The organism is Vibrio phycocola (genome assembly GCF_054404255.1).
In genome coordinates, this window is record NZ_JBTAMQ010000002.1 from 244,907 (window position 1) to 261,732 (window position 16,826).

At 43.4% G+C, this 16,826-nt stretch carries 16 protein-coding genes; 7 read left to right on the forward strand and 9 right to left on the reverse strand.

What is annotated here, in order from left to right:
* The first annotated feature begins 105 nt into the window (after nucleotides 1–105).
* On the forward strand, nucleotides 106–408 hold the full coding sequence (locus ACXJY6_RS04710) for an MGMT family protein (RefSeq protein WP_458767563.1): 303 nt from the start codon (nucleotides 106–108) through the stop codon (nucleotides 406–408).
* A gap of 104 nt (nucleotides 409–512) precedes the next feature.
* Nucleotides 513–1,379, forward strand: a complete 867-nt coding sequence (gene tesB / locus ACXJY6_RS04715) for an acyl-CoA thioesterase II (RefSeq protein ID WP_456051043.1) — start codon at nucleotides 513–515, stop codon at nucleotides 1,377–1,379.
* A gap of 12 nt (nucleotides 1,380–1,391) precedes the next feature.
* Here tesB and ACXJY6_RS04720 read toward each other — a convergent pair whose 3' ends face one another.
* Nucleotides 1,392–1,850: an Lrp/AsnC family transcriptional regulator gene (locus ACXJY6_RS04720; RefSeq protein ID WP_456051042.1), complete on the reverse strand. Its 459-nt coding sequence runs from the start codon at nucleotides 1,848–1,850 to the stop codon at nucleotides 1,392–1,394.
* A gap of 118 nt (nucleotides 1,851–1,968) precedes the next feature.
* Between ACXJY6_RS04720 and ACXJY6_RS04725 the strand changes: the two genes are divergently transcribed.
* Nucleotides 1,969–3,024 (forward strand): PLP-dependent cysteine synthase family protein, encoded by a 1,056-nt coding sequence (locus tag ACXJY6_RS04725; RefSeq protein ID WP_458767564.1) that lies wholly within the window; start codon nucleotides 1,969–1,971, stop codon nucleotides 3,022–3,024.
* Between the two features lie 93 nt (nucleotides 3,025–3,117).
* On the opposite strand, the gene ACXJY6_RS04730 is transcribed toward ACXJY6_RS04725, so the two are convergent.
* Nucleotides 3,118–3,987, reverse strand: a complete 870-nt coding sequence (locus tag ACXJY6_RS04730) for a Tim44 domain-containing protein (RefSeq protein WP_458767565.1) — start codon at nucleotides 3,985–3,987, stop codon at nucleotides 3,118–3,120.
* 192 nt (nucleotides 3,988–4,179) lie between these two features.
* On the opposite strand from ACXJY6_RS04730, the gene ACXJY6_RS04735 reads away from it, so the two are divergent.
* From ACXJY6_RS04735 to ACXJY6_RS04745, 3 genes are all read left to right on the forward strand, one after another.
* Entirely contained in the window at nucleotides 4,180–4,770 is a 591-nt protein-coding gene (locus ACXJY6_RS04735) for a TetR/AcrR family transcriptional regulator (RefSeq protein WP_456051039.1), read from the forward strand.
* 9 nt (nucleotides 4,771–4,779) lie between these two features.
* On the forward strand, nucleotides 4,780–6,630 hold the full coding sequence (locus ACXJY6_RS04740) for an MFS transporter (protein ID WP_458767566.1): 1,851 nt from the start codon (nucleotides 4,780–4,782) through the stop codon (nucleotides 6,628–6,630).
* A gap of 110 nt (nucleotides 6,631–6,740) precedes the next feature.
* Nucleotides 6,741–7,664: a YeiH family protein gene (locus ACXJY6_RS04745; protein WP_458767567.1), complete on the forward strand. Its 924-nt coding sequence runs from the start codon at nucleotides 6,741–6,743 to the stop codon at nucleotides 7,662–7,664.
* A 24-nt stretch (nucleotides 7,665–7,688) separates the two neighbouring features.
* On the opposite strand, the gene ACXJY6_RS04750 is transcribed toward ACXJY6_RS04745, so the two are convergent.
* From ACXJY6_RS04750 to ACXJY6_RS04780, 7 genes are all read right to left on the reverse strand, one after another.
* Nucleotides 7,689–7,865: a hypothetical protein gene (locus tag ACXJY6_RS04750; protein WP_458767568.1), complete on the reverse strand. Its 177-nt coding sequence runs from the start codon at nucleotides 7,863–7,865 to the stop codon at nucleotides 7,689–7,691.
* A 75-nt stretch (nucleotides 7,866–7,940) separates the two neighbouring features.
* Nucleotides 7,941–9,386: an o-succinylbenzoate--CoA ligase gene (gene menE / locus ACXJY6_RS04755; protein ID WP_458767569.1), complete on the reverse strand. Its 1,446-nt coding sequence runs from the start codon at nucleotides 9,384–9,386 to the stop codon at nucleotides 7,941–7,943.
* Complete coding sequence (menC, locus tag ACXJY6_RS04760; protein ID WP_458767570.1) at nucleotides 9,387–10,373, reverse strand: o-succinylbenzoate synthase; 987 nt, start codon at nucleotides 10,371–10,373, stop codon at nucleotides 9,387–9,389. It lies immediately after the preceding gene.
* Between the two features lie 201 nt (nucleotides 10,374–10,574).
* The gene (gene menB / locus ACXJY6_RS04765; RefSeq protein ID WP_456051033.1) at nucleotides 10,575–11,441 is read right to left on the reverse strand and encodes a 1,4-dihydroxy-2-naphthoyl-CoA synthase; all 867 of its coding nucleotides are present in this window, start codon (nucleotides 11,439–11,441) and stop codon (nucleotides 10,575–10,577) included.
* 24 nt (nucleotides 11,442–11,465) lie between these two features.
* Nucleotides 11,466–12,263, reverse strand: a complete 798-nt coding sequence (gene menH, locus ACXJY6_RS04770; RefSeq protein WP_458767571.1) for a 2-succinyl-6-hydroxy-2,4-cyclohexadiene-1-carboxylate synthase — start codon at nucleotides 12,261–12,263, stop codon at nucleotides 11,466–11,468.
* Complete coding sequence (gene menD, locus ACXJY6_RS04775; protein WP_458767572.1) at nucleotides 12,250–13,974, reverse strand: 2-succinyl-5-enolpyruvyl-6-hydroxy-3-cyclohexene-1-carboxylic-acid synthase; 1,725 nt, start codon at nucleotides 13,972–13,974, stop codon at nucleotides 12,250–12,252. Before menD ends, menH begins: the two co-directional genes overlap by 14 nt.
* Nucleotides 13,971–15,275: an isochorismate synthase gene (locus tag ACXJY6_RS04780; protein ID WP_458767573.1), complete on the reverse strand. Its 1,305-nt coding sequence runs from the start codon at nucleotides 15,273–15,275 to the stop codon at nucleotides 13,971–13,973. The genes menD and ACXJY6_RS04780 overlap by 4 nt, the downstream gene beginning before the upstream one ends.
* Before the next feature lie 204 nt (nucleotides 15,276–15,479).
* Here ACXJY6_RS04780 and ACXJY6_RS04785 point away from each other — a divergent pair, with 204 nt between their 5' ends.
* The gene (locus ACXJY6_RS04785; protein ID WP_456051029.1) at nucleotides 15,480–16,694 is read left to right on the forward strand and encodes a pyridoxal phosphate-dependent aminotransferase; all 1,215 of its coding nucleotides are present in this window, start codon (nucleotides 15,480–15,482) and stop codon (nucleotides 16,692–16,694) included.
* The last annotated feature ends 132 nt before the right edge of the window (nucleotides 16,695–16,826 follow it).

A 16,826-nucleotide genomic window follows, 5' to 3' on the forward strand; every position in this document is an offset into this window, starting at 1 on the left:
TACATCAATCTCCATGTTACACCATCTTCATTTATAGACACTCAATATTAACTATGGTGCTGTTCAAAACAAATCATATTGCAATTATAGTCGGAAAAATCACTAATGAATGAATTCCTTAGCCAAATATATACCGTGATTTATCAAATTCCTGTCGGTCAGGTTTCCACTTACGGTGAAATCGCGACCATGGCTGGCTATCCGGGCTATGCTCGGCACGTTGGAAAAGCGCTCGGCCAACTGCCTAATGACAGCAAACTACCTTGGTATCGCGTTGTTAATAGCAAGGGTATGATTTCTCTCAAGGGAGAAGATCTAGTCCGTCAACGCTCTTTACTGCTATCGGAAGGTGTTGATGTGAATAGTGCAGGAAAGCTCAGCCTGAGGATCTATCGCTGGCGCCCCTAATTTGGTGACTGCATATTCAATCGCTGTCGATACAAAAAGCATTGCATAATACTCGTATTACACGTTACCGTATATTATTCATAACCCATTTTTAGAGAGAACCAATGAGCCAACCATTAAATAATTTGCTGGAACTACTACAACTTGAACGTTTAGAACAGGGCTTATTTCGTGGCGAGAGCGAGCATATTGGTTTGCCACAAGTTTATGGTGGTCAGGTAATTGGCCAGGCCCTTTCTGCTGCGAGATACACCGTTGAAGAGTCGCGAACAGTTCATTCTTTTCACAGCTACTTTTTACATCGTGGTGACCCTGAAAAGCCGATTATCTATGATGTAGAAAACCTTCGAGACGGCCGTAGTTTCAGTACCCGACGTGTAAAGGCGATTCAAAATGGACGCCCTATATTCTATCTAACTGCATCATATCAAGGCGAAGAAGAAGGGTTTGAACATCAAAAGAGTATGCCTCAAGCGCCCGCACCTGATTCACTGATGTCTGAGCGAGAGTTATGGCAAAAAATGGCGGACTTTTTCCCTCCCAAACTACGCGATACGCTTTGTGGAGAAAAAGCGATAGAAGTAAGACCAACATATGTGGTTAACCCGCTTAAACCCGAAAAAATCGAACCTAAGCAATATCTTTGGATCAGAGCAAATGGGGATTTACCAAACGATCAACTCATTCACCAATATCTCTTAGGTTATGCTTCAGATTGGGGATTTTTATCAACAGCGTTACATCCACATGGCGTAACAATCATGACACCGAAATTCCAAATCGCTACCATCGATCATTCGATCTGGTTCCATCGACCATTCAAAATTGATGAATGGTTGTTGTTTGCAATCGAAAGCCCGTCAGCCACTAACGGTCGTGGACTCGTACGTGGTGAGGTTTTCAACCAACAAGGTCAACTTGTTGCGAGTGCGATGCAAGAAGGCGTGATGCGTCACATCCAAAACGGATAACTGATTCACCAGTTACAATGGAAGTTCTGTTGTATATTTCAGTGATTCCATTGCGAATGTCGAGGTGACTTTGCTCAGTCCCTCGACCGTATTCACCAGTTTTTTATAGAACTCATCAAAATCCCGCATATCTTTAGCAATCACTTTAAGCATGTAATCGTACTCCCCCGCCATGCGATAGAATTCCATTACTTCGTCATATTCAGACACTGAGTCTACAAAACGACGATACCACTCATGGGAATGGTCGCTTGTCTGAATCATCACAAACGCGGTAAAGCTCAGTCCTATCGCTTCTGGATCGAGCAACATCACCCTCTTTTTGATCACCCCAGTTTCTTCAAGCTTCTTCAACCGCTTCCAACATGGCGTAGTGGTTAAATTTACCGATTCAGCTAAGTCATTTAAAGAAATGGCACTGTCTTGTTGAAGTAACTTCAGTAAAGCTTTATCGACTCGATCTAACTCCATACATTCACCATTGTAGAAAATTTTTCTATTAAACTGCCAAATAATGAAAAACAATGCAAAACATTTCCCCGTAATTAGAGATAAATTATTAGCCATAACGAGATTTAGGAACATCATCATGTGCTATGACCATCAATGGACTGACGAAGCAATTCGCCTAATAGAGGCCGATTACCAGCGCTCAGCCGACACTCATTTAATTAAGCTCAACCTGCCCTTCTTGGCTGATATCGATATCTATTTAAAAGACGAAAGTACACATCCCACGGGGTCGTTAAAACATCGCCTTGCCCGTTCACTCTTTCTTTATGGAATTTGTAATGGCTGGATTGGCCCAAATACTCCAATTGTTGAATCATCCTCTGGCAGTACTGCGCTTTCGGAAGCCTATTTCGCTCAACTGCTTGGATTGCCCTTTTACGCCGTTATGCCGCGATCGACTGCAAAAAGAAAAATTGAACAAATTGAGTTCTACGGTGGCATTGCTCACTTCATCGATCAGCCCGGAGAAATCTATCAAGCGGCAAAACAGCTAGCGAATGATCTCAACGGCCACTATATGGACCAATTCACCTATGCTGAACGTGCAACCGACTGGCGTGGAAATAGTAACATCGCCGAAAGTATCTTTAATCAGATGCAATGTGAACGCTTTCCAATACCTACATGGTTAGTGATGTCGGCGGGGACTGGCGGCACTTCAGCCACACTCGGACGCTACATCCGTTATCGTCGCCACAATACAAAGCTGTGTGTGGCAGACTGTGAACATTCAGTGTTTTTTGATTATTTCACTCATGGCGATAATACCGTAACAATCGACACAGCAAGCCAGATTGAAGGGATTGGGCGCCCAAGAGTTGAACCCAGCTTTATTCCCGGTGTAATAGATCAAATGCAATTAATCGATGATGCCGCAAGTGTTGCAACGATTCATTGGTTAGAAAAGAAAATTGGCCGAAAAGCCGGACCATCGACTGGAACCAACCTTTATGCGGCTCTTCAATTAGCGTATGAGATGAAACAGCGCGGAGAAACAGGGTCAATCGTCACCTTACTTTGCGACAGTGGAGAGCGCTACTTAGATACCTATTACAACTCTGAATGGTTGGATTGCCATATTGGCGACCTTACACCGTACCTCGACAAACTCGCGACCATGGAAGCATGGTAAGTATTCAGCCGATCTGAATACCAAAACAATCAAATAAAAAAGCTCGAGCAATAAACTCGAGCTTTTCAATCAAGATGTAACGGGCAATAAGAGTTAGCCTTGAATACCCACGATAACCCATGGTGCGTTATCAACGCTCAAGTCACGCTCTAGATGCCAAATATCTTCAATATCTTCTTCAATCGCTTCAACGTTATCACGATAACGACCCGAGAACTGTAAGCTCAACTGAGCACGATTTGCATCGTAGTCAGCACGCACAACTTCCGCATCTACATACATTACATCGGTATGTTGCTCACCTTCCAGTTTGGCTCGTTCAGCAGATAAGTCATCAAACAAACTTTCTGAAACATACTCACGAATAGTTTCAAGTTGATTGTGATTCCATGCGCCTTGAATAATTCGATAATGCTCACGTGAACCATTTATAAATGCAGCTTGATCAAAACCTGGAGGATAGTTATGTGGCACATCACTGTCGACCTTTGCACCAAAACCACCGCTTGGTTGCTCAAAGTTATGAGCATTATTTTGTTCGAATGACTGACGATTCATACCCGGATTGTTTCCACCGAATGCTGGTTGTTGCTCATTCATACTCGCTTGTTTTGCGGCAAGCATATTACGTAGAAACTTAAATCCTATATAAGCAATCACACCCATAATCAGAATATCTAAAAATTGAATGCCTTCAAATGCACCGCCAAAAAACGCGGCTAAAAGACCACCAGCAAGTAAACCGCCGAGCAAACCACCCATTAGTCCTTTACTTTTTGAACCATTCGCTGCCGCACCTGGCTTATTGATTGAACTGGTATTGGTTGCACTATTTTTAGGTGCAGGAGCCGTTTTAAACGATTTACCTAATTTAAGACCACCGCCAAACTTCTTGGCTTCCGCGACTTGAACTGTGGCAAGCGACACCATCAGTATCATCATGAGGGAAACAAAACGCTTCATGTCATTCCTTAATCATCATTAGTAGAAAAATTAACTACGACTTTATCATAGCGACTACCTACATTGTTGCAAGAAGAACACGATAATAGACTTGTTTCAGAATATTGCAGGCGATAATGCTGGCTTTTAATTGACGTTATCAATGTACCTTTATAGAATAATGAACGTTGTTCATTAACGATTGAAAATATCATGGCCAGACGAAACGATCACACCAGAGAAGAGTTAATTAAACTTACCCTTGAACAAGTAAAATTGTTCTTGAGCTATAACTCATACCACGAGCTAAGCTTGCGTAAGTTAGCATCAATGATCGGATATGTACCAAGCACTTTAGTCAATGTGTTTGGTAGCTATAATCTACTGTTACTTCATGCGGTTGCTCAAACGCTCGACGAACTATCCGCTGAAGCACAAGGCCAAGTCAAAAATTGCACCGATCCTCGTGAAGCATTATTAAAGCTTGCTCACTGTTATCACAACTTTGCTCTTGCTCATCCATACCGTTGGCAACTGATTTTCGAACATAATATGAACGGTGAGGCGCTGCCAGAATGGCAAAGTGAACGAATCGATAATATGACCGGAATGTTAGAAGACCTTTTAGCAACACTTGCTCCGCAACGTAGCCACGATGAAGTCTTACGAGCAAGCCGAGTATTATGGTCTGGTGTTCATGGCATTACGTTACTTAGTGTTGATGATAAATTCTTTGCGAGCAAACCAATTGATGGTAATGAACTGATCGATAACCTCATCTCACAATACCTCCTGAATTGGTAACAACCATAAATGTCATCCTTGCTGACGAAGCGCCGCTTTCTGCCTTACTTTACCACGCAGTTTTTCGGCGCTTTTAACGACAATATATTTAAGAACACCCTCTTATTATTTGTCGCTTTTGCGAGTGCTGATAAGCTTTCGATCTCCAGTAACCTCTATATCAACCTTGCCGCAGGTCTCTTTATCCTGCCTTTTTTCCTGTTTTCTGCAACCGCAGGAGTAATGGCAGACAAATATGAAAAAAGTGGCTTTATTCGCAAAGTGAAACTGCTAGAAATTGCAATCATGTGCTGTGGAGCGGTTGGCTTTATTACTCAGAGCTACTCGCTATTACTGCTTTTACTCTTTTTAATGGGCACTCAATCGGCATTATTTGGCCCTGTTAAATATGCACTGCTCCCACAACAACTTAAGTCGAATGAACTGGTCCATGGAAATGCATTGGTTGAAATGGGAACCTTTTTAGCAATTTTACTGGGAACCCTTGTCGCTGGAATTATCGCATCGCTGGATCATGCACACCTTTATGCCGCGAGCGCGGTGATAATATTTTCTTTAGTCGGCTATATGGCAAGCCGACAAATACCCCTCGCCGCGCCTAGTAACCCTTCTCTTCTTTTCGTTTGGCGACCAATATCTCAAACCAAAAATACACTTGCTATCGCACACCGCGACCCGACGATTCTTACCGTCATTCTTTCAATTAGCTGGTTTTGGTTTATGGGTGCGACCTATTTAACGCAATTTCCAAACTTTACCAAATTCTACTTAAACGGTGGGGAAACTGCGGTTTCAAGCCTACTCGCCCTTTTTTCAGTTGGCATCGCCTTAGGATCACTCGCCTGTGACCGACTGTCGATGAAACGCGTTGAGCTAGGGATTGTACCTTTGGCGAGCTTAATGATTTCTATTTTTGGTTTTCTCTTGATTCAACACACGCCAACCCAATCGACGATTGAAACTTCATTTATACAATTTATTAGCAACACGGCTCTATGGCCCATGTTCTTTGATTTACTGATGATCGGAGTATCAGGAGGACTGTTTATTGTCCCACTCTACGCCTTTTTGCAAAAACGGGCTCAACCAACAGAACGGGCTCAAGTGATTGCCGCACTTAATATCTACAATGCATTATTTATGGTGACAAGTGCGATTTTGGGTATTGTTGTCCTCTCGCTTTTACAGTGGGAAATTAACGAACTTTTCTACTTGCTCTCTGTATTAAACCTAGTTGTTGCCGGCTATCTAATCTATCGAGCACCGATTTACACCGTTCGTTTTATTCTGTCCCTCTTAGCAAGGATCTTTTATCGTGTCCGCTTTACAAACCTTCAACATATCCCAGAGAAAGGCGGAACGTTGCTAATATGCAACCACGTTAGTTATATTGATGCTTTGCTATTAAATGTCGCTTCGCCGCGTTTGATTCGATTTGTTATGGAAGCGGACTATGCCAACCTACCTTTATTGCGTTCGTTTTTAAGAAAAGCGGGGGTCATTCCAATTTGTGCGAGAAATTCTACAACTCTAAAATCCGCTTTCGAAGAAGTAGAAGAAGCATTGAATAATGGTGATTTGGTTTGTATTTTTCCTGAAGGACGTCTCACCCCTAATGGAGAGGTCGGCCCATTTATGCGCGGTATCGATTTACTCATCGCGAAAAATAACGTCGTTGTGGTGCCTTTAGCTCTAAAAGGGCTTTGGGGCAGCTACTTTAGCCGATACAAAGGTAAAGCTTGTAAAGGGTTGCCACAACGATTTCGCGCGGAGATTGAGCTCAGAGCGGGAGTTGCGATAGAACCCGATCAAGCGTCACGCCGCACTCTTCGCACTGCCGTTGTCAATTTGCTTGAGTAATCGATTTATGCTCACTAAGTTTTAATATTTGATAAAAAGAATATGACTTACTGAGCTCTCACGATGAGTTACAATACGCATATTCACACTGTTGAGACCATCTATTGTTTATGAGCACCTATCGCCAATACATTCCGTTTGTTTGCGCGCTTCTTCTTTGTGCAACTCCGTATATCACGTCTCCAACAGCCTTAGTTATCGGATTTTTTCTGTCCAGCTTTGGTTTAATTCCAGCACAATTACCCATTGCCAAATTTACTAAAAAGTTACTCGCGTATTCGATTATTGGATTAGGATTTGGTATACCCTTTCAACAGGCGCTCGTTGTCACCAGCCATGGTATCGGTTTAATCATAACAACCATTTTTATCACACTAATGCTCGGATGGTTTATCAGTGAAAGAATCGGCCTTGCGCATAAAACAGGGTACTTAATCGCATCAGGTACGGCGATTTGTGGTGGTAGTGCAATTGCCGCTGTTGCCCCGGCCATTGAAGCCGATGACGACCAAATAGGGTTGGCTCTCGGAACGGTATTTGCGCTTAATTCCATAGCTCTATTTATATTCCCAGCCATCGGCCACTGGTTTCATTTAACTCAACATGAATTTGGAACTTGGGCTGCGATTGCTATTCACGACACATCTTCTGTGGTTGGCGCAGCGTCGGCCTATGGCGAAGAAGCGCTAAAAACCGCAACCACCTTAAAACTGGCGCGCGCGTTATGGATTATTCCGGTCGCGTTTATTAGTGCATTTCTATTCCGTAGCGATTCAAAAAAAATCACTATTCCTTATTTTATTTTATTCTACTGTGTTGCCATCGGTGTCAGTGATGTACTGCCCGAATATCAAGATTTGTATAACGGAATATTTGGCGTGGCAAAACAAACACTAGTGGTATGTTTGATGTTGATTGGGTGCGGGTTATCGTTTGACCGATTGAAGGCTGCCGGAAGCCGCCCTTTACTGTTTGGTGTCGGGTTATGGGGAATGATATCGACCTCATCACTGGCGTGGATAATGCTGGGATAAATAGAAATCGGAGGATAGAAGTCGTTAAGTTGTCATGTCGTTTACATTCGATTGTTGACGACGCTTATCACGACGAGAGAGAACCACTGAAACAATAACAAGAAAAGCCGCTAATTCTGCTAGCGAGCGAGTCGCACCCGTGGTAGTCAAGGCAATAAGTAATTGAATGACAACCACTGACATTAATAACCCATTTTTCATTGTTTCCGACCCATTCCGCTCAATTCGTTTAATAATTATGACGAAAAGCGATTTAAGTACCAATTCTGTTTTGAACTATCTCATAACCAAATATTGGGTTTGTTGCGTATTGAACCACTCTTTCACATGATAACGAGAAACTTTAATGCCCTGATTAAATATTGAATCTGGCAGAGCAAAATAGTCAATTGGCCATTTATATTTGTCTAAAGCCAGTGCTAACGATTGTTCAATATAGCAACGATCGATAGGCTGCTGACCGCAGTCAATAAATGCTACCGGGCGAGCACCATATTCTTTGTCCATAACCGCGAGTACAACCGCGACACGGATCAATGGAATAGCCACTAACGCTGCTTCGATTTCTTCACAATGGATATTCTCTCCACCCGACACAAACATGTTATCGGCGCGGCCTAATATAACAAGTTCTCCATCACGCCATTCCCCTAGATCCCCTGAATCATACCAACCACGGTTGTCGACTAGTGGTGTCAAATGGCCGCAGTTGTAGTAACCAAGGGCAAGAGTGTCACCCGCTACTAAGATTCGCGCTCCTTCAACAATCAGTGAACGCCGTGGTAATACAGCTCCAACACCAACTTGAGAATCTGCTCGTTTTGCGGTTACCGTAGAGGCCGCCTCAGTCATCCCATAGCCAAGCCAAGTCTCAATACTGCGTTTCTCAGCTCGCTGGCAAAGAGCAGGAGGAATGTGACTTCCGCCGAGCAAAACGTGAGTTAAATTCAGACTGAGAGATGGATTATCTAAAAGACGGGCGAGTTGGACAGGCACAAGCGAGGCGTGGGTAACGCCGACAATCTCCTGCTCTAAATTTCCATTCCCTACTTTCAGGCAAGCGCCAACTTGAAGCCAACGATACACTATGGCCAATCCTGACACATGATACAGTGGCAAACTAAGCAACCAACAGTCCGTTGGGGTAAAAGAAAAATGGTGTAATAGCCCATCTGCCGATGCGTAGTGCTGCTGATGAGAGTGTGCCACGACTTTTGGATTTCCCATCGAGCCAGAGGTAAACGTTAGCGTTGCGAGGTGGGTGGCGTCATAGTCACTAACGCATGAATGTGTCGGCGCGAGACTAATGCTACTTTGCAATTCTAATACTGGCTTCAGACTCTGAACATAAGGAAACTCATCAATACAGTGCGTACCTTGGTCATATAACCAAAGCTGTTGGTCAGATTGAACTAGCTGCCTTAATTTATTACGGATGACCGATACTGGGCTTGAAGCGATAAAGCTGACGCGAATATCGAGCATCATTGCCGCGAGAAATAGCCATAAATGATGAGGATGATTCTTCCCAAGAACCACTAAGGTATCACCTTTGACCAAACCATGTTGTCCGAGATAGCGTGCTACAGCGGCCGTTGTGTCTTGCACATCCTTCCAGTGATATTGACACGTGCCATGGATCAATGCGATCTGATTGGGCCGAGATTCAGCCCAATAATTAAATAAGCAATCTTGACTACTTTGAGTCGTACTTGTGCTCATTTATGCGCTCCAAATTAACTCCTGAGATTCCAAACTAACAAGTGGAAGCTCACTTCCAGGCCAAGGGGTTTCGAGTTGAACTTGGTATAAATTAATCGTGTCGAGGCCGGGGACTTCATCTGGCAATAGTAAATGTGCAACTCGAGCCAGTTGACATAACCCTAAGCTAGATTCCAAGCTTGAACTTATCACGGGTTTAATCCCCAAACGATGCGCTTTCTCAATCAAATATTGGCAACGTTGGATAGAGCCAATCATGGTTGGCTTAATTATGATGGTTTTAACACCGGTCAAATCTTCCAACCTAAAGTTGGGATCACGTAACGATGCTTGCAATGTTTCATCCCACGCAACGGCAATCCCAGTATCAATCGCAAACGCGATACTATCACTTGGCGATTGACAAGGTTCTTCAATATAAACAATACGTTGGCGATAAGAATGAGCAATGCGGCTGGCAAAAATCTTTGCTTTTTCAGAAGTCCAAGCGCGATTCGCGTCTAAGCGCAGTTTTAGATCGGGAATGGATTCAAGCAATAAGTTAATAGTAAGACCATCACGAACCGCTTCATGCATACCTACTTTAATTTTTGCAACACGCTCCCCCGGCATCTCTTTTAATTTAGCAATCAATTCATCAGGATCGCCGACACCAAGTGGCGCGGCAAAAAAGTTACCATCTTGAGGCAACTCGTCGTTTAATTCCATGAGAGCCGCAGATAGACCAAACGCGACAGATGGATACAACTCTTCGTAATTTGGCTCATGACCTTGGCACCAAAGTGTCAGTTGCTCTTGCGCCTGAATTCCGGCCTCTTCGACCGATTCTAAATTAAACGTTATAAGCGGAGCGACTTCACCGCGCCCGACTTTTTCATCATCATGCAGTTCGATAATAAAACCAACACGTTCAAGTAACTTTTCTTGACGAAGAATAACCCCGCTATCCATTGGTAGACGGTAGCGATACAGTTTTGCACTTCGCATAGCAATGTAACCCCTAAATGAGAAAACATCGATCTAAGCGATGTTTTCTATACCTACAAACCATGCACATGACGTTGCTTAGTTACGTTTTTTATTTTTGTCTAAACGAGGACACATCCATTGTACCCTCGTGATGTATTTCAAATGGCCATAATGTCTACAAGTGTTATGGCCGTCAATCAAATGATCTCGCTCTGAAGCTTATGGGTTTCGTGGAAACTTATTGAAATCTGGTCGGCGTTTTTCATTAAACGCGTTTCGTCCCTCTTGCCCTTCATCAGTCATATAGAACATCATTGTGGCGTTCCCTGCAAGCTCTTGTAATCCTGCTTGACCATCGCAATCGGCATTCAGCGCCGCTTTAAGACAACGCAATGCCATTGGACTATGTTGAAGCACTTCACGACACCAGCGAACGGTCTCTTTCTCTAACTCTTCTAATGGAACAACGGTATTGACCAATCCCATATCCAACGCTTCCTGAGCATCATAGAATCGACACAAGAACCATATCTCACGAGCTTTTTTCTGGCCGACAATACGAGCCATGTAAGAAGCTCCCCAACCGCCATCAAACGACCCAACTTTTGGACCGGTTTGGCCAAATTTTGCATTGTCTGCTGCAATGGTTAAATCGCACATCATATGAAGAACATGACCACCACCAACAGACCAACCAGCAACAGACGCAATTACAGGTTTAGGACAGGTTCGGATATCACGTTGAAAATCGAGAACATTAAGGTGGTGAGTACCCGTATCATCTTTATAGCCACCATAATCACCACGGATTTTTTGGTCTCCACCAGAGCAGAAGGCATCTTCACCTAACCCAGTTAATATAATCACACCAACATTAGAATCATAACGCGCATCGGCCAACGCATTGAGCATTTCCTTAACGGTCTGTGGCCGGAATGCATTTCGGACTTGTGGGCGAGCAATCGTAATCTTTGCGATTCCGTCCGTAGATTTATGGTAATGAATATCTTCGTAACCTTGATTGCATTCTTGCCATTCAACCGGCGCGTAAAGTTCTTGTTCTGTTATTCCAACTGTTATCGTCATCGTTTTACCTATGAGTTCTCATTTCTACACATCACAAGTGTGGGTTATGAATTTACGTAAACACGCCACATATGCGTTGGGTTGTTCTTTGTGTACGTTGTGCCCTGCTTTCGCAACTTGGGTATATGGCAACCCGCTTTTTTCAGCAAGCTGACTAAACTTAGAGTCTCTCGCACCACAGATATAATGTATCGGCAGCGACTGTTGCTTAAGCTCATCGAGAAGATAAGGCTGCTTCCCCAAAGAGGTGGCAATCAACATTTCTGCGACACAAACACCTAGATTATCACTCCGCAAGGTCACGAGTCCTTGTCTTTGCTCATCATTTAAATCAGAAAAAATCGGCTGATGGTACCAATCGGTTAATACATGCTCAATCGGCTCCAAAGAGAAGCGCCGTGCCCAGTTAAGATCAGACTCCATACGACGTTGACGCAATTGAATATCTTCAATTCCTAAGTTGCCGCCTTCAGAGATTAAGCCTACCAAGGTAATCCCATTCCAGAGTTGCTTTGCTAACCCATACATGGCGATTCGCGCACCCAACGAATACCCAACCAAAATAACAGGAACATTAGGTTCTAAACGACGAATTATGGTCTCTTTTATCATCTTACAAGTATCGTCAAATCCCTCACACTCTCGATAAACACTTCGACCATGACGACAGACATCGATGGTTAGACAATCATTCTCCTCAAGTTGCTCAACAACCTGATTCCATTCATTGCTATCCCCCAAAAATCCATGGAGAAACACAAATGTCGGCGATGGCTTAGAGTGAACACTTTCCGATCTCGGGTAATACTTATTTGAGAGCATAAATTTTATTCACCTGTTGTTGAATCAGTGTTGATATCGAATGGTTTGCTGTCTTAACTTCGACAACCAAACCACCTCGACCTTGATCAATATGTTGCGTGACACTGTCGATTAAGTCGCGAGTGGAATTCGGTACAAAATAAGAGAGCCCAAACTGTGCTGCCGCATGCTGAAATTCAAAGCCATGTGGCATTTGATAGAGTTCCAGTTTTTTCTGTTCAGGGACCGGTAACATGTCGAATATTGCCCCCCCATCATTGTTGGTGACTATGATGATAAATGGTTGAGTCTGCTGTGCGACTAGGGCTAAAGAGTTTAAATCGTAAAGAAGGGATGTATCGCCGATCAGCAAAATTAATGGGCAAGATCGGGCTTTCTGAACACCAACCGCACTGGCTACCAAACCATCAATGCCCGATGCGCCTCGATTGCTAAAGGTCTCTCGGTTATTTAACTGAGCAAACATATCGATAAGGCGAACAATCATGCTATTGCCAATAAATAAGTCCGCCTCAGTTGGAAGGAGGTGAATGGCTTTCGCTAACATAATTTCAGAAACAGATTCATCAAGATCGAGCTTCTCTAGATTCTGTTTCGCTAAATATAAAGGTTCATCGAGAGCCTTTACCCAACCATGATGAAGAGCACTTGAAGGAGGATCACCTTGGTACCATTGTTCACATAGTTGATTGGCATTGGCAATGATATGGGTTTGAGGCAAATGCTGAGGATTATCGCGCTGACTGAGCGGAGAAACATAGAAATAGTGCGCGGCTTGCTCTAAGACTTGCTGTTTCAACCACGCATGCAGTCGTTTGGACACAATTCGCGAACCAAATTGCACAATACAATCACATGCCGAGAGCTGCTTGGCGAACGGTGGATGCTGTAACCAAAGATCATAATGTGCCCAATCACTCGTCACTCCAGATTGAGGATCACACAACACTGGCCAACCTAAATTTTGAGCTAACTTGAAGGCTTTTTGTGCCTCTGCTAGCTCGAGCTGCCCTAAGACAAAAACACCTTTGCGTTGATTCAACCATTGAAAATCGATCTCATTACACCGATTTTCAACCACCAATTTATCGGGCTTAGTGAAGGCCTTATCGCTCTTAGACCAAGCAAGTAACTCTGAGTTGTAATAGTCAGAATATTCGATATCACTCTTACAGTATAACGGCTCAGGAAAAGGACAGTTTATATGTATCGCCCCACCTTCTAGTGCTTGCTTATGTAATAATTCATCGATTGAAGTCAGTAAATAGGGAAGAGAAAACGAGGTATTAGGAGATGGAAGATTAAGGGCTGCGGTAACATGGCTAGAGAAGATTCCGGGCTGAACAATGGCTTGATTGGCACCACATCCAACAAGTTCTGGTGGTCGATCAGCCGTCAGTAAAATCAGCCTTTCTTTGGTTAGGTTTGCTTCAGCAACAGCAGGTAACAAATTGGCGACCGCAGTCCCTGAGGTAACGATGACGGCGACAGGTTTATGGCTAGCTTTGGCAAGCCCAAGAGCTAAAAACCCCAAACCACGCTCGTCAAAATGAGAATGCACCGTTAACTTAGGGTTGGCATCTGCTTCTAGAGTTAGCGGTGTAGAACGTGAACCTGGGGCAACGCAGACTTGGCTAACACCAATCCGACTTAGCTCTTCGAGTAAAACCTGACTCCAAACTCGATTTAACTGAGCTTGGTTATCACTCACGATACTGTCTCAAATGAACAGCTATCGTTAATTAAACTGAGTAATGTCGACATTTTTCGGTCTAACTCCTGCCATTCACACTCGGCTACTGAACCTGGGACAATTCCGGCTCCAGCGTATAATTTAACTTGATTTTCAGTGACTAAGGCACTTCGAATTGCAACACAAAATTGCGCTTCTTCATGACTGATGTATCCAATAGAACCGGCATACCAGCCACGGGGAAAGGGCTCATTTTCCGTAATAAACTCAAGTGCAGGTTCACGAGGGAACCCCGCAACGGCTGCCGTTGGTTGCAAGGCATCAAGCAGTTTAACGCCATTCACTCCTCTTTCTAGCTCTGCGGTGATTGAGCGTCTTAAATGCTGAACCTTACGTAATTTAATCAACTGTACTTGGTCATCTACCATCACCTGACTCGAGAGGGGTTTAATCCGTTCGACTAAATCATCAACCACATATTGGTTTTCAACTAGATTCTTAGTATCACTGCCCAACCAAGCTGACATTTTCTCATCTTTCTCTGCATCATCACTGCGCCCTGTCGTGCCGGCAAGCGCTTCTGAGCGTAATGTTTGATATTGACGATGATACAGGCGTTCTGGTGTCGACCCCATAAAACAGTGTTTACGATCTAAAACCAGCATAAAATGAAAGCTATTGTTATTGATTGCATAACTGGATTTCATCAATTGTGAAGCACTAATGTGTTGATCAAGTTCGACCCGAGTTTCGCGAGCCAGCACCACTTTCTTAAACTGGTTTTCTTCTATTTGACCAAGTGCTTTATCAACTAACTGTGACCATTCATCGTGATTAGGAAGATGTTCAAATTTTGTAATTTCGGTAGAGATCGCACCCAGCGGCTCTGCTGCCGCCTTTAATTTACGTAGCCCTTCTACTGTACGGCTTTTATCTTCGGTAAAGTTAGCCGCTAGCATCCATGAACCATCACGACAAGTTAACTCGAACTGAGGTAAAAAGAACAGTGACGACATGCAACGAGGGTTTTTCTCACTACGCCCATCAAAAGAGCGACCACCCCATACTCGTTGACCGGGCGCGAGAATTTTATAGGCGGGCGTAGGGTCTAAAAACGTGTACAGCTGCCCTAATGCGACAACTTGCTCTTGCCCATCACGTGAATGCCAGAAAAATTTTGGAAATAAAGGTTGGGCATCGAGCCAATCGATTAAATCGGTTTCAAATTCGGATGCTAAAGAAAGCGTAACGCGGCTCTCCTTTTCAGCAGAATTAATCATACTAATTAATTGATCGATAGCTTGATAGAAATACGACAAGGCAACCTCAAATAACTCGATAAAACGGATAATGCCGCTACTCTATTGACAGAAGAGTTTTAAATCAAGGTTCATCCGATAGGATTTTGTTTCCCATCTAAATTAATATAAATAAATTGACGAAACAATTTAGATTATTATTCTTTTAAACCTTAATTTAGTGTAACTTAATAAGAAATTTCATTCATTTTCAGGAATCTTGCAATGCAAAATATCGGGATGTCATCCAAACTCGATAATGTCTGCTACGACATTAGGGGCCCAGTACTGAAACATGCTAAACGCATGGAAGAAGAGGGGCAGAAAATCCTCAAACTCAATATTGGTAACACCGCCCCATTCGGTTTTGACGCCCCAGATGAAATCCTAGTCGATGTCATTCGAAATCTTCCAACATCGCAAGGTTATGGCGACTCCAAAGGGATCTACTCTGCTCGTAAGGCCGTGGTTCAATATTATCAGAAAAAGGGACTGCGCTCTCTCGATGTCGAGGATGTCTATATCGGTAATGGTGCATCTGAGTTAATTGGCATGTCGATGCAAGCATTACTCAATGATGGCGATGAGATGCTCGTACCTGCCCCAGATTACCCACTATGGACAGCCTCTGTTTCGATATCTGGTGGTAAAGCCATTCATTATATGTGTGATGAAGAATCAGATTGGTATCCTGACCTTGATGATATAAAGAAAAAGATTACCCCAAGAACACGCGGCATTGTATTAATCAACCCGAATAACCCAACGGGCGCCGTGTACAGTCGTGACTTCTTACTCGAAGTAATTGAAATCGCACGTCAGCACAAACTCATTATTTTTGCTGACGAAATCTACGATAAAGTTCTTTATGACGGAGCTGTACATACATCAATTGCAACTCTTGCAGACGATGTATTAATGGTGACATTTAATGGTCTTTCGAAAGCCTATCGTGTCTGTGGATTTCGAACAGGTTGGATGTTTATCACTGGGCCAAAACATTTCGCTGAGGGATATATTTCTGGTTTAGATATGTTGGCATCGATGCGATTGTGCCCAAATATGCCGATGCAGCACGCGATTCAAACCGCGCTCGGAGGCTATCAAAGCATCAATGAGCTGATTCTTCCTGGAGGACGCCTTCTTGAGCAACGTGATCGTGCTTGGGAACTGATTAACCAAATTCCTGGGGTATCGTGCGTAAAGCCCAAAGGAGCGATGTATCTTTTCCCGAAATTGGATCAGAAAAAATTCAATATTCAAGATGACCAACAATTAGTGCTCGACTTCTTAATCCAAGAAAAAGTGCTTCTTGTTCAGGGGTCTGGGTTTAATTGGCCAAAACCGGATCATCTACGGATTGTCTTTTTACCTCATGTCGAGCTGCTCGAAATGGCGATTGGTCGTTTCGAACGTTTCTTAAGTACTTATAAACAATAGTATTATCAACCATAACACCTATCGACAGTATCACGAATGGATTCGGTAGGCAGAAAAGGCTCACTTCGGTACACTAGAAGTGAGCCTTTTTGTATATACCATTTTTATAACCTTATTAGGAATGCCGAGCTT

Bases quoted from the DNA above. Each gene is read 5' to 3' on its own strand.
- ACXJY6_RS04710 (WP_458767563.1), top strand. From the start codon at position 106: ATGAATGAATTCCTTAGCCAAATATATACCGTGATTTATCAAATTCCT.
- tesB (WP_456051043.1), top strand. From the start codon at position 513: ATGAGCCAACCATTAAATAATTTGCTGGAACTACTACAACTTGAACGT.
- ACXJY6_RS04720 (WP_456051042.1), bottom strand. From the start codon at position 1,850: ATGGAGTTAGATCGAGTCGATAAAGCTTTACTGAAGTTACTTCAACAA.
- ACXJY6_RS04725 (WP_458767564.1), top strand. From the start codon at position 1,969: ATGTGCTATGACCATCAATGGACTGACGAAGCAATTCGCCTAATAGAG.
- ACXJY6_RS04730 (WP_458767565.1), bottom strand. From the start codon at position 3,987: ATGAAGCGTTTTGTTTCCCTCATGATGATACTGATGGTGTCGCTTGCC.
- ACXJY6_RS04735 (WP_456051039.1), top strand. From the start codon at position 4,180: ATGGCCAGACGAAACGATCACACCAGAGAAGAGTTAATTAAACTTACC.
- ACXJY6_RS04740 (WP_458767566.1), top strand. From the start codon at position 4,780: ATGTCATCCTTGCTGACGAAGCGCCGCTTTCTGCCTTACTTTACCACG.
- ACXJY6_RS04745 (WP_458767567.1), top strand. From the start codon at position 6,741: ATGAGCACCTATCGCCAATACATTCCGTTTGTTTGCGCGCTTCTTCTT.
- ACXJY6_RS04750 (WP_458767568.1), bottom strand. From the start codon at position 7,865: ATGAAAAATGGGTTATTAATGTCAGTGGTTGTCATTCAATTACTTATT.
- menE (WP_458767569.1), bottom strand. From the start codon at position 9,386: ATGAGCACAAGTACGACTCAAAGTAGTCAAGATTGCTTATTTAATTAT.
- menC (WP_458767570.1), bottom strand. From the start codon at position 10,373: ATGCGAAGTGCAAAACTGTATCGCTACCGTCTACCAATGGATAGCGGG.
- menB (WP_456051033.1), bottom strand. From the start codon at position 11,441: ATGACGATAACAGTTGGAATAACAGAACAAGAACTTTACGCGCCGGTT.
- menH (WP_458767571.1), bottom strand. From the start codon at position 12,263: ATGCTCTCAAATAAGTATTACCCGAGATCGGAAAGTGTTCACTCTAAG.
- ACXJY6_RS04785 (WP_456051029.1), top strand. From the start codon at position 15,480: ATGCAAAATATCGGGATGTCATCCAAACTCGATAATGTCTGCTACGAC.